This window comes from Streptomyces sp. NPDC001700, from assembly GCF_053596435.1.
Map to the genome: position 1 here is coordinate 24,878 of NZ_JBSFGE010000008.1, position 13,882 is coordinate 38,759.

Annotated in this window: 2 protein-coding genes and 1 pseudogene; 2 read left to right on the forward strand and 1 reads right to left on the reverse strand. The window is 74.3% G+C overall.

Features of this window, described 5'->3' with window-relative positions; genetic code table 11:
• Position 1 precedes the first annotated feature (1 nt).
• Together ACWC5C_RS17140 and ACWC5C_RS17145 are read left to right on the forward strand one after the other, a co-directional pair.
• Entirely contained in the window at positions 2–409 is a 408-nt protein-coding gene (locus tag ACWC5C_RS17140) for a DUF6234 family protein (protein WP_450876176.1), read from the forward strand.
• Positions 410–515: 106 nt separating this feature from the next.
• Entirely contained in the window at positions 516–1,451 is a 936-nt protein-coding gene (locus ACWC5C_RS17145) for a D-alanyl-D-alanine carboxypeptidase family protein (protein ID WP_450876177.1), read from the forward strand.
• 59 nt (positions 1,452–1,510) lie between these two features.
• On the opposite strand, the pseudogene ACWC5C_RS17150 reads toward ACWC5C_RS17145, so the two are convergent.
• A pseudogene (locus ACWC5C_RS17150) lies at positions 1,511–13,844 on the reverse strand (amino acid adenylation domain-containing protein).
• Between the last annotated feature and the right edge of the window lie 38 nt (positions 13,845–13,882).

A 13,882-nucleotide genomic window follows, 5' to 3' on the forward strand; every position in this document is an offset into this window, starting at 1 on the left:
CGTGGACCGGGGAGTCCCCTGGCTCGTCGATCTCGTCCTCGCGGTGCTCGTGCTGGCGCTGGACGCCGCCCTGGTGTTCGGCGCCGTCCTGGGCGTGGGGTTCGCGGCTTGGCGCGATAGCGCGGACGGCGGGGACGCGAGCTGGGGCGTGGGCCCGGTCATCGGGCTGGGGGCCGTCACCGTCATCGTCGGGCTGACCGCGTTTGGCCTGGTCCGGGGGCGGTTGCCGCTCACCGGGACGGCTCAGTGCCTGGCGACGCTGCTCCTGGTGGGGGCGACGATCCTGTCGTGGTCCGCGCAGTACCGCGCCGCGCACCCCGAACCCGCGCCCGGCTCCGGGCACTCCGGCACGTACGGCCAGTGTCGCAGCGGAGGCGACAACTCGGAGTGCGCCCACAGCGGTGGCTAGTTGATTCCCTAGATCTTCGCGCGCACGGTGCCCCGAAGTGTGTTCGTGCTGCACGCAGTGAGACGATGCGCCCGCCGAAACGATCTTCAACTGAAACGGAGGGCGAATGCATAAACGTCGTGGAACCGTGACCCGTCGCTGGAAGGTGGCGGCGGTCGCGTCCACGGTGGCCGTGTCGATCGCGGTCCCGGTGGCGGTGGCTCAGGCCTCGACCGAACCGCCGGAGGTCAGCGCCAAGGGCGCGTACCTGCTCGACACCGGTTCCGACGAGGAGCTGATGGCCAAGGACGCCGACACCAAGCGTCCGATGGCGAGCACTACGAAGATCATGGCCGCGCTCGTGGTACTCGAGACCAAGGACGTGGATCTCAAGAAGCAGGTCACCGTCAAGCAGGACTACCTGGACTATGTGACCAAGTCGGAAGCGAGTACGGCGGACCTGCAGACCGGCGACAAGCTGACCGTCAACCAGCTGCTGTACGGGATGATGCTCCCGTCGGGCTGTGACGCGGCGATGGCGCTGGCCGACACGTTCGGCAGCGGTGACACCGTGGCCGACCGCACCAAGTCGTTCGTCTCCAAGATGAACGCCAAGGCGAAGGATCTGGGGCTCACCAACACCCACTACGACTCCTTCGACGGTGTCTCGGCCAACAGCGACAACTACTCCACGCCGCGCGACGTGGCGGAGCTGACGCAGCGGGCGATGGAGAACTCCACCTTCGAGACCGTCGTCAAGTCGGTGTCCACCAAACAGGAGGCACCGGCGGCCAACGGCCGTACCCGGTACTACTCCTGGGACAACACCAACCGCCTCCTGGGCTCGTACAAGGGAGCGATCGGGGTCAAGACGGGGACCACCACCCCTGCCGGTCCCTGTCTGGTGTTCGCCGCCGAGCGCGATGGCCGCACCGTTGTGGGAGTCATCCTCAACGACGCCACGGACCGCTACCCGGACGCGCAGAAGATGCTCGACTTCGCGTTCGACGCCGACACCGAGGTGAAGTGGCGCAAGCTTCCCAAGGATGCTCAGCGGGACTGATCCGCAAGTGTGCGGGTGGTGCCCCGGCCGGGTTGTTTCCGGCCGGGGCATCGGCGTTTCTAGCGCTCGGTGCCGACTTGGTGGCCGAGTAGATGGAGTGGCGCCGCGCTCACCCCGGCCGCCTCGACCGCCTCCCAGTAGGCGTGTGCGTGGGAGACGTCGACCAGTCCGTGGACCAGTGGCAGGCCGGGCACGGCCGTGTGCAGCAGGGATTCGAGCTGACAGGAGGCGACCGTACCCGGCAGCCAGGCCTGTGCCGCGTAGCCGGAGGCGGCTGCCGGTGGCAGGTCGTCGGCGATGTGCCGCTCGGTGGCGCCGACCGTGAGCAGTCCGCCCCCGACCGTCAGCACATCGCGCCGTTGCCGCATCCGGTCGAGGGCGCGGGCGGTGTCGAAACAGTGCGGGAACGAGTCGTCGACCACGACGGCGCCGGGGCGCAGCCGGTCGACGTCGAGGACGGCCGTAGCGCCGCTGACCGCCGTGATGATTACGTCCGCCTCGTACACCACATCGGGGAGTGCCGGGGTGGACTCGGCCGTCTCCACCGGCCCCGCCAGCCCGCTCCCGCGCAGCTCTGCCGCGAGCGCGCGCAGGCGCGGCGCGCTGCCCGCGAGGTCGCACAGCACCAGACGGGCGGGTGGCCGCGAGGCACTGCTGAGCAGCAGGTTGAGGGACGAGGTGCCGATCGAGCCGAGGCCGACCATGGCGACGGTCAGGTCCCCGAGGTCGTGTCCTTGCGTTGCGAGCGCGGCGTGGACGGTCTTGACCACGGACACGGCGGTGGCCGCGTGGCCGGTGGTGACCGTCGTCGCCCCGCCGGTGGCGCGTACCACCTCGAATCCGTAGCCGGTGTACGCGGGGATCATCCCGGCCAGCGAGACACAGCGCGCGCCGAGCGAGGCGGCGTGGGTGACGGCGCGGGCGGTGTGGCCGATGAGCCCGCTGCCCGCCGCCAGTTCGTCGGCGAACAGCGGCAGCGACACGAACGCCGAGCGGCCCAGTGGCGTGCTGATCTCCTCCAGCAGGCGGGGGCCGCCGTCCGGGAAGAGCAGGGCCCGCAGATGTTCCCGGGGCAGGGCCGTGGCCGGTAGCCCGGCGAGTGCCGCCAGGTGTCCGGGCGACGGGAGATAGCCGACGAGCGCGGCGTCCGCGTCGGTACGGGAGGTACGTGCCGTACGACGCGGGCGTGGCGCGACGGCCCTGGTCAGCTCGTCGCGCAGGGTGCGGGCGAACCCTTCCATGGCCGTCGCGTCGAGGGCGGCGGCCGAGGCCCGCAGGGTCACGCGCAGACCGTCCCCGACGGGCCGGACGGCCAGGAACACATCGGTTCCCACCGGGGGCGGGGCGAGTTCCGTGTCGTGGTGATCCCAGTCGAGAGTCAGGGACGCGCCGGTGGGTGGGCCGAGGGCGGAGAAGTCGAGGTAGCTGAAGAGGAACTGGGTGGCCCTCGGCAGGCCGTGGCCGTGGCCGTGGCCACGGCCCTGGCCGGATGGCTCGCCACTGGTGCCGTACGTCCGGGCGGCGGTGGCCTCCTCGGCGATCCGGCGCAGATCGTCGTGGAAGGGGGTGGCGCGGGTGGTGTGGTGGTCCTCTGCCGCCACGGCCGGGCGCAGTGGCACGGCGGCGGCCAGCGGGCCGAACAGCCCGCCGATGTCGGGCAGCGCGTGGTCGCGCCCGGTGACGGCGAGCCCGAGGACGAGGTCCCGTTGGCCGGTGAGATCCGCCAGCGCCCGGTAGTAGGCGGTCAGGACGGCGGCGGACGGCGTGGCGCGGACGGTGGCGGCGAGGTGGCGCAGCCCGGCCGTCGCCTCGGCGTCGAGGGTGAACCCCGAGTCGGTCGTGCCGCCACCAGTGGCGTCCGGGCGCCGTAGCTCGGGCCGCTGGTACGGAGCGTCGTGGCGGGCCCGCCGGGCGGTGTCCGACGGGTCCGGGGCCGACTGCTGAAGCAGGGTGACGTAATCGCGGAACGTGCTGCGCAGCGGCGGTAGTTCGGGCTGTTCGCCCCGGTCGAGTTGGTCGTAGACGGCGAGCAACTCCCGGCCGAACAGGGCCGCGCTGTAGCCGTCGCCGATGAGGTGGTGGGCGTGGACGACGAGCGTGTGCTCGTCGGGGGCGAGTGTCAGCACCCGCAGGCGCAGAAGTGGCCAGGCCCACGGTTCGAAACGGCGACGGCGTTCCTCGGCGATTCGCCCGTCGAGTTCTTCGGGGGACGCCAGGGTTTCGAAGTCCACCGGTAGCCGTAGCGCGGGCGGCAGTTCCTGCTGGACCGGCGGGCGGGCGCCCGCCGGGAAGACGGTGCGCAGCATGGGGTGGCGGACGACGAGGGCGTCGACCGCGCGCTGGAAGAGATCGGCCCGCAGCGGACCGCGCAGCCGCAGCCGGGCGAGCCACGCCGAGCCGGACCCGGGCGCGATGGCCTCGGCGACCAGGAATCCACGCTGGGTGGGGGTGAGGGGGTACGGCGTGACGGCTGCCCCTGCCGCTCCGGGTGACGTGGTGGGGGCCGGTTGCGCGCTGGTCCCGGCGGCCTCGTCGATCGCGGTGGCGAGCGCGGCGAGGGTGCTGTGTTCGTAGATGACCGTCGGCCTGGGCAGGGTGGTGTTCCGTCGCGCCCCGTCGTCCGTCTTCTCCAGCCGGGCGAACACCTCCAGGACGAGGATGGAGTCGCCGCCGAGGGTGAAGAAGTCGTCCTCGCGGCCGACCCGCGCCACGCCCAGCACCTCGGACCAGATGCGGGCCAGGGTGTGTTCGGTGGGCGTGGCGGGCTGGGCCGTGTCCGGTGCCGTCGTGGTGACCGTGTCGGTGTCGGCGTCCGGGTCCGGCGGCGGTGCGTCGAGACGGCGGCGGTCCACCTTGCCGGTGCCGGTGAGGGGCAGCGTATCGAGGTACCGGAAACGGGCCGGGAGCATGTAGTCCGGCAGGGTGCCGCCCAGATGGGCACGGAGCTGCGCCGGTTCGGGGCGTGGCGCGCCCGGCGCGGGTTCCACGAAGGCGGTCAGGCGGCCGTGATGGTGCAGTACGGCGGCCTGTGCGCCGGCGGGGTGGGTGTGCAGCACCGCCTCGATCTCGCCCGGTTCGACCCGGTGGCCACGGACCTTCACCTGGTTGTCCAGGCGGCCGAGGAAGTCCAGTACGCCGTCGGGCCGCCTGCTGGCCCGGTCGCCGCTGCGGTACCAGCGCCTGCCGTCGCGCTCGGTGAACGCCGCCGCTGTCCGCTCCGGGTCGCCGAGGTAGCCCGGTGTCAGTCCGGTGCCGCCGATGAGCAGTTCGCCGGGCTCGTCCGGGGCGCAGTGGCGCCCGTCCTCGGCCACCACCGCCACCTCGGTGCCGGAGATGGGGAGGCCGATCGGCAGTCGGCGTACCTCGTCGCCGGGGCGGGTGTCGATGAGGTGGCAGGTGGCGTTGATGGTGGCCTCGGTGGGCCCGTACAGGTTCGCGATGCGGTGGCCGGGCCCGAACAGGTCGTACCAGCGGCGGACATGGTCGGCGGGCAGGGCCTCCCCGCCGACGTGGATCCAGCGCAGCGCCGACAGATCGGGCCGGGGCGCGCCGCGACGCACCCTGGTCTCGGCGGCGGTCAGCAGCCGTTCCCACAGGGTCGGCACCGAACTCCACACGGTGATCCGGTCCCGTACGACCCGGTCCAGCAGCGCTTCGGGGTCGCGGACGAGGTTCCGGGGCAGGGTGTGCACGGTGGCTCCGACGAGCAGCGGCGCCAGCAGCTGGCGTACGGACGCGTCGAAGCACACGGAGGCGGTCTGGGCGAGCCGGTCGCCCGGCCGGTAGCCGAAGGTGGCCACGGCCCAGTCCAGGTAGTTCGCCATCGCCCGGTGGGTGATGGGTACGGCCTTGGGGCGGCCGGTGGAGCCCGAGGTGAAGATGGTGTAGGCGATCGCGTCGGGGTCGGTGGGTGCGGGCTCTGGCGTGGTGGCGGGGGCGGGCGATGGATCGTCAATGGCGACCGCCGTCGCTTTGTCGAACGCGTCGGCCATGGCGCGGGTGGCGGTGTGGCACACCACGGTCCGGGCCGTCGACCGGTGCAGCTGGTCGGCGAGGCGTGCGGTGGGGTGGGCGGCGTCCAGCGGCACCCACCCGGCCCCGGCCCGCAGGATGCCGACCACGCCGACGACGGTGTCGGCGCCCGGCTCGGTGAGCAGACCGACCAGGTCCCCGGGGGTGACGCCGTGGGCGCGGAGGCGGGCGGCGAGCGTGGCGGACGCCTGGTCGAGTGCCGCGTAGGTGATGGTGGCCTCGCCGGTGTCCACCGCCACGTGGTCGGCGGCCGCGCGGAAGCGGGCGCACAGGCGCTCGACGATGCCTGCGCGCTTGGCGGGTGGGGTGGGTGTGGCGAGTTCGGTGAGTTCGGTGAGGTGTTCGCGGGCCAGGCGTTCCACGGTGGCCGGGGTGAACAGCCGGGCCGGGAAGTTCCAGGAGAAGTGCAGGGCCTCGTCGCTCTCCCAGCACAGCAGCCCCAGGCGCGTGGCGGCGGAGGCGGTGCGCGCGGCGGTCGGGCGTACCGTGACCGGACAGCCGGGGTCCGTGGCGGCCGGGAAGCGGGCGAAGCTGAACCCCGCCGGGGAGGCCGTGCGCGGGCGTGCCCCCGTGGCGGGCAGCAGCCGGGCGATGTCGAGGCCGGTGAGCCGCGCGTGGCGCTCGGCGTCCAGCCAGGCGTCGCGCAGCCGCTGCGCCAGGGCGGGCACCGGTTCGTCCGGGGTGACGGTGGCCAGGAGCGGCAGCGTGTCGGCGAGCGGGCCGACCAGCCGGTCGAGCCCGGCGAGCCGCAGCTCACGGCGGGCGCGGGCGACGTTGACGGCGATGTCGAGCTGCCCGCTCCACCGGGCCAGGCAGCGCGCGTACGCGGCCAGCAGCAGATGGAACAGCGAGACGCCGTGAGCGGCGGCGCAGGTGCGCAGCGCGGCGGTGAGACCGGGGTCGGTGGCGACCTGGTGTGCGGTGAGTGGCGCGACGGGGGCCGTGTCGGGGGCGGCCGCCCAGGGCAGGTCCAGGGGGCGTGTGCGGTCGGCGAGCAGGTCGTGCCAGTAGCGGCGGGTCCTCGGTGGCTTCAGGGGAAGACCGTTCCGCGTCGAGGGCGGCGGCGTAGTCGGCGAAGTCCGTCTTGGATGAGGGCAGTTGGGGCGTACGGCCGTGCGCGAGCGCCGTGTAGACCGACCACAGTTCCTCGCCGAGGACGTTGACGCTGAAGCCGTCCGCGGCGGCGTGATGCAGGACGAGCAACAGGTGCGCCAGGTCGGCGCGCTCGCGCACCAGTACGGCACGTACGGGCGCCTCGGCGGCCAGGTCGAAGGGCCGGTTGCACAGCGCCTCCTCCAGATCGGCCAGCGGACCGTCGTCGGCGTCTCGTACCTCGTACCAGGAGGGGACGGGGTCCGGCTCGGGCGGCGCCACGCGCTGCGTGGGCGCCGTACCGCCGGGACCGGGCTCGATCCTGACGCGCAGCATCGGGTGGCGGTCGGCGAGGAACGCGAGCGCCCGGCCGAGCAGTGTGGTGTCCAGGGCGCCGCCGATGGTCTGGCGGACGTACGCGTACGCGGCGACCTCGGGGTGCAGCCTGCCGCCGGTGTGGAAGGCCAGCTGTACGGGGGTGAGGGGATGCGGGTCCCCGGCGGCGAAGGCGTCCGTGCGCTGGTGGGTGGTGTGTTGCGGCCGCGCTCCCGCGTGGTCTTCCGCCAGGTGCGCGGCCAGCTCGCGGATCGTCCGGTACTCGAAGAACAGCGTAGGCGGCAACGCCCGCCCCAGCTCGGTCTCCAGCCGCCGGACGAGGTCCACGGCGGAGAGCGAGTCCAGCCCCATGGTGAGGAACGGTTCATCGTCGTCGACCTCGCCGGGCGCGCGATGCAGGGCCTCGGCGAGGAGGCGGCGCGTGATGTCGGCGATGCGGGGTGGGTCGGGTGGCGCGGCTGATTCCGCCAACGACCGCAAGGCCCCCGGCACCCCGGCCGTTGGCGAGGGCGTGGTGTCGGTCCCGGACGCGGTGCTGCTCGCGGCGTTGATGGCCGACACGTCGGTTCCGGACGCGCCGGGCCCCTCCACGGCTGTCGTCGGCGACGGCGACGTGCCGGTCCCGGATGCGGCGGTGGCCGATAGAGCGTTGGTGGGAGCATTGGGGGCCGCCGCGTCGGCCCCCGGCGTGGCGGGCCCTGTTGCGGCTGTCGTCGGCGACGGCGCGGCGCCGGTAGTGGGTGCGCCGGTGTCGGACGCGGCGGTGCCCGGCACTGCGATGGCCGACCCATCGGTGGCCGATGTGGCGGGTCCGGATGGGTCGGGGGCGGACGTAGCGAGGGCCGCTAGGGCGGGGGCAGGGCTGTCGGGGGGTGTTGCGGCGAACAGTGGCAGGGCCGTTGTCGACTTCACCGGTAGCTCGGCCACCAGCAGCTGGGCCGTGTCCAGACCGCACGCCGTGTGCAGTGCCGACAGCCCCGCGTCGGTGGTCAGCGGTGCGGGGCCTCGGGGTGCGATGGTGGGCCGGGCGGCCAGGCCGGTGTCGGCGAACGCCGCGAAGTTCAGCGACTGCCACGGCCGTCCGGCGGCCCGTTCGGCGGCGGCGAACGCGTCCAGGAAGGCGTTGGCGGCGGCGTAGTCGCCCAATGCGCCCGCCAGCCCCGGCAGCACGGCGGCGACCGACGAGAACGCCACGCACACCGCCGGGCGGTGGCCGTGCCGCCACAAGGCGCGGGACAGCAGCAGGCTGCCGCGCACCTTGGCGGCCATGACCTCGGCCATCTCCTCCGGAGACTTGGTCCGCAGTGTGCCGGGGCGCACCACCCCGGCGGCGTGGAACACCCCGTCCAGCGGTGGCAGACCGGCCACCAATGCCTCGACATCGGCTTCGGCCGACACGTCCGCCACGTGGTACTCCACGGTGGCGCCGAGCGCGCCGAGTTCGGCCGTCAGGCCGTCCGCCGCACGGGCCGACCGGCCCACCAGGACCAGGGTCGGTCGGCCACGTCCGGCCAGGTCCCGCGCGAGCGCGGCGCCGAGACCGCCCGCACCGCCGGTGATCAGGTACGTGCCGTCGGGCGGCAGCAGCGACGAGGGCGGCGGACCGGCCGCCACCGCATCGGCCGTACGGACCAGGCGGCGGCCCGCCCGCCATGCCACCGCGCCACCGTCTCCCGGCGCGTGCCGCCCGAGTACCTCCCGTTCCAGCTCGTTGAGCCGGACGTCCAGGGAGTCGTACGAGGACACGTCCACGCTGTACGCGGTGAGACCGGGGTACTCCTCGGGCAACGCGAGCGTCAGGCCGGTCAGCAACGCCTGGGCAGGGCGGAGCCGTTCGCCATCGGCACCGGTGGCGTGCACATCCTCGGTGACCGTCACCAGACGCCCGCCGTCGCGGCTCATCGGGGTGAACAGGTCCCGCAGCGCGGGCACGGTGGACAGCACGGCGTGCGTCGTTGCGTCGAGGTCCGCCACGGTGGCACAGTCGGTGGCCGGTCCGGCGAACAGTACGGTGACCGGCGGCGACGTCGACGGCTCGGCGGGGGAAGCGTCGCCCCGCAGGACCGGGATACCGCGCCGCTTCAGGCGGTGGGCCAGGGCGCGGACCAGTTCCGAGTCCGGCCCGGCCAGCCGTACGGCGTGCGGGGCGTCCCCCACCGTGGTCAGGGGCGCGTCGCGCCAGGTGAGGCGGTGCAGAAGTGGCGCCGCCACCGGCTCCGGCCAGTACCGGCGGCGCTGGAACGGATACGTCGGCACGGCGACACGCGCCCGCCCCGCGCCCAGGGCCGCGTGGTCCAGGTCCACTCCGCGTGTCCACAACCGCCCCAGGGCCGTCAGCAGAGCGGGCCAGGCGTCGGCGCCCGCCGTCGTCAACACCTCGGGCGCCGGGCCCGTGCCGCCGCGTCCCGCCGCGACGGAGCGCACCGGACCCGGCAGGGTGGTGCCGGGCCCCAGCTCGAGGAACGTGTCGTACCCGTCGTCCAGCAACCGCTCCACGGCGGCGCCGAAACGCACGGGCCGCAGGGCGTGTTCGCGCCAGTGCGCCGGGTCCAGGGGCGGCTGCCACTCGGCGGTGAGCGTGCTCAGCAGGGGCACCGACGGCGGACGCGGCGCCAGGGTGGCTGCCACGGCGGCGAGCGGGTCGGCCACCGGGAGCATCGTGGGGGAGTGGAAGCCGTGGGAGACCGGCAGGACACGGGTCGAAATCCCAGCGGCGGCCAGCCGCGCCACCGCCCGGTCGATGGCGTCCGGGGGACCGGAAATCACCGTCTGATCAGGGGCGTTGACGGCTGCCACGCACAGCGCACCGGCCGACTCGGCCACCACCGCCGCGACGGCGTCCTCCCCACCGCGTACGGCGGCCATCGCGCCCGGAGCGGCCAAGTCGCGCATCAGACGGCCCCGCTCGGCGGCGAACCGCACCGCCTCGACCAGGGTGAGCGCCCCGGCCACGCACGCGGCGGCGATCTCGCCGACGCTGTGCCCGGACACCGCGTCCGGATTCACGCCCCAGGCGCGCAACTGCCGGGCGAGCGCGACGCCGTACGCGACGAGCAGCGGCTGCGCGACCTCCGTACGGGCCAGGTCGGCCGGTGGGGCATCGGGGTCCAGACACCACTGGGCCAGCGTGCGCCCGTACACCGGGCCGATCAGCGCGGACGCCTCGTCCATCGCATGGCGGAACGCGGGCGCGCGGCGGTACAGCTCGCGGCCCGCCCCCGGCCGTACGGTGCCCTGGCCGGGCAGCAGGAACACCAGCCGGGGCCGGGCGGTGGCCACTGCGGGAGCGGGGTGGGCGGCGAGACGTTCGGCCAGGTCACCGCCCCGGGACACCACCGCAAGGCGGTGGCGGCCGTGGTCGCGGGCGGTGTTGACGGTGGCGCACACGTCGCCCTCGGCCAGCTCCGGGTGGGCGCGCAGATGGGCCACGAGGTCCTGGGCCGCGGCCTCCAGGACGTCGGCGCCGCGCGCCGAGAGCGTCAGCAGATGCGGGCCGTCGTCCTCGGTGGCAATGGCCGGGCGCGGTGGCGCCTCCTCGAGGATCGCGTGTGCGTTGGTGCCACCGAAGCCGAAGGCGTTGACACCCGCCACCAGTGGGCCGGGGGCCGTCCACGCGCGATGCTTGCCGACCACCGCGAAATCATCCGCTTCACCGGGCGGGGCGTGGTGCAGGGAGGCGGGCAACTCCCGGTGGCCCAAGGCCAGGATCACCTTGACCAGGCTCGGCATGGCGGCGGCGTTGAGCAGATGGCCGACGTTGGTCTTCACCGAGCCCAGCCAGCGGGGCCGCCCGTCGGTGCGCGGCCCGAACGCCTGGCGCAGGGAGCGCAGTTCGACGGGGTCGCCGAGGGCGGTGCCGGTGCCGTGCGCCTCGACGTACGACACGCGGTCGGGGTCGACACCCGCGTCCCGGTACGCCTGGACGATGATTTCCCGCTGGGTGAGCGCGTTGGGGGCCAGCAGGCTCAGTGAGCGCCCGTCGTTGTTCACGCTGGTGCCGCGCAGCACGGCCAGCACCGGGTCGTCCGCGCGCCGCGCGTCGTCCAGCCGGGCCAGCACGATCGCCGCACCGCCCTCCCCGGGTACGAACCCGTCGGCCGCTGCGCTGAAGGCGCGGCACCGCCCGGTCGGCGACAGCACCCCCGCCTGCTCCAGCAGCCGGTGGCCGGTCGGGGACAGCGCCAGATTGACCCCGCCGACGACGGCGAGATCGCACTCGCCGGACTCCAGGCTGCGGCGCGCCAGGTGCAGCGCGACCAGCGCCGAGGAGCAGGCGGTGTCGACGGCGAGGGCCGGGCCGTTCAGGTCCAGGCTCTGCGCCACGCGGGCGGCGACGAGGTTGGGCAGATTGCCGGTCAACGCGGCGGGCGGCAACCCGCCGTCCGGCCCGGCGGCCCGCGCCAGCACCTCGCGGTAGCCACTCTCCCCGGTCGCGGCGAACACGCCGACACGTCGGCCCGCCCGCCGGGAGCCCGCGTAACCGGCGCGCTCCAGGGCCTCGTGGGCCAGCTCCAGAAAGATCCGGCCCTGCGGGTCGGTCGCGGTGGCCTCCTGCTCGTCGAGGCCGAAGTACGCGGCGTCGAAACCGGCCGGATCGGCCAGGAAGGCACCCCACCGGGCGGTGCCTTCCGGCCGGGTGGCCCACCGGTCGCCCGGCACGGGCCCGACGGCGTCGTGCCCGGCCACGAGCCGGTCCCAGAACGCGTCCGGGGAGTCGGCCCCGGGGAAACGGCAGGCCATGGAGACGATGGCGACCGCCGCCGCCTCGCCTGTGGCGGGGCTGTCCGCGCCGTCCGGCCGCTCATCGCCCTGGGCCGCCACCAGGTATTCGGTAATCGCCGCGACGGTGTCACGATCGCGCAGCACGCTCGGCGGTACGGAGACACCGAAGGTGTCCTCCAGCGCGGCGAGCACCTCCATCGCCTTCAGCGACGAACCGCCGATGGCGAGGAACCGGTCGCGCACCCCGATGCGATGCGCGGGCCGCCCCAACACCCGCGCCCAGACCGCCGTGACAACCCCAGCAACTTCCCGGCTGCCGTCCGCCGGATCGCCCTCGGTGGCGCTGCCCACCGTCGCTACGGCGGCGGCCCGGTGGCTCTCGGCCGGGTCATGTTCCGTCGGGACGGAATCGGCCGGGGTGTCGGCGGTCGGGGTGGCTTTCAGCGGGGTGCCCTTTGCCGGGGCGGCCTCGGTCGGGGTGGCCTCCGGTGGGGCGCCCGTGCCCGGTCCAGCCGCCAACGGGGTGGCAACCGCACTCGCCGGGGCGGGCGTTCCTGGGGCCCACTGGGCCTCGACCGTCGCGTACCGCCCGGCCTCGAAGCGGTCGCGCATCGTGCGGCGGCGTAGCTTGCCGCTTGTCGTGCGGGGGAACGCCGCCGGTGGCAGGGGCAGCACCCGTACGTCGTCGTGGGACAGGGCCTGCCGGACGCGGGATGCCACCTGCTCGAGCACGGTCGTCGCCTCGCGGGGTGGGCTCGGCCACTGGACGAAGACGACCACCCGCTCCGTGCCGCTGGCCGGGTCGGTCGAGCCGACGACGGCGGCCAGGGGGGTGGGCAGGCCGGGGGTGGTTGCGGCGACCGCCTCCAGGTCGGGGGCGTGGTAGGTGCGGCCGTTGACGAAGACCACGTCCTTGTCGCGGCCGGTGACGCACAGGCGGCCGTTGTCCAGGAAACCCAGGTCACCGGTGCGCAGCCAGCCGTTGGTGAACGTGGCGGCGGTCGCCTCGGGGGCCTCGTGGTAGCCGCGCGCCACCTGGGGGCCGCGTACGTGGATGTGGCCGACGCGGCGCTCGTCCAGGGGGTGGCCCGTATCGTCCGCGATGCGCACCTCGCAGCCCGGCACCGGCAGGCCCACGTCCATCAGCTCCACCGCGTCCGGGCCCGGGGCGGTGTCGACCGCGTGGCCGCCGCTGAGGGCGGTGCGGTCCAGGACGCGGGGCGCCGCCACCTCGTCCAGGGGCGGGAAGGTGACCGCCAAGGTGGCCTCGGCCAGGCCGTAGACGGGTTGCGGGGCGTGGGCGGCGAGGCCGGACGCCCGGGCCTTGGTGGCGAACCGCCGCCACACCGCCGGGGCGATCGGCTCGGCGCCCACCAGGAGCAGCCGCACGGCGGACAGGTCGAGTCGGGCGAACACCTCGTCGGGAATCCGCCGCGTGGCCAGCGTGAGGGCGAAGTTGGCCGCGGACAGGACCGTGGCCCGGTGCCGGGCCGCCGTCTCCAGCCACCGGGCGGGGCGTTTGGCGAACGTCAGAGGCTCCAGCCGCACCTGCTTGGCGCGCGCGGCGAGCGGGGCCAGGTGGGTGCCGATGAGCCCCATGTCGTGGAAGTACGGCATCCAGCTGGCCACCACGTCGTCCGGGGTGAGGGCCGCGGCGGCGCGGATCTGCCCCAGGTTGGCCAGGACACACGCATGGGTCAGCCGAACGCCCTTGGGCGCCCCGGTGCTGCCCGACGAGAACTGCAGGAAGGCCACGTCATCGGGCGCGGCCACCGGCAGCCGGGCGGGCGGGCGGCCCTGCCGTAGGGCCGTAAGCCTCAAGGGGCGTACGGCAGAGGGGAGTTCGGCCAGCAGCGACGAGGTGGTCTCGTCCACGGCCACCGGCGGGCGGCCCAGCAGTTCCCACACCGGCACCACCCGCCGCGCGTCGGCCGCGAGCGGCACCGGGACGAGCCCCGCCGCCAGCGCGCCCCAGAACATCGCCTGGAAGTCGTCACCGCGGTCCGCGAGCAGGGGGACACAGGTGCCGGGGGCCACCCCCGCCGCCACGTAACCGCCCGCCACGCGCAGCGCGTCGTCCCGCAGCCGCGCGTAGGTGACGGTCCGCTCGGAGCCGTCTCCCCGCACATGCACCAGCACCTGGTCGGGAGCCACCTCGGCGGCGTCCAGCAAGACCCCCAGCAGCGTGGTCTCGCCATTCGGTCCGGGCATCAAGGCTCTCCTCGTTCGCTCGCTTCCACCCTGTGGGA

What these genes read in the sequence shown, in the direction of transcription:
- ACWC5C_RS17145 (WP_450876177.1), top strand. Translation starts at nt 516, where the DNA reads ATGCATAAACGTCGTGGAACCGTGACCCGTCGCTGGAAGGTGGCGGCG.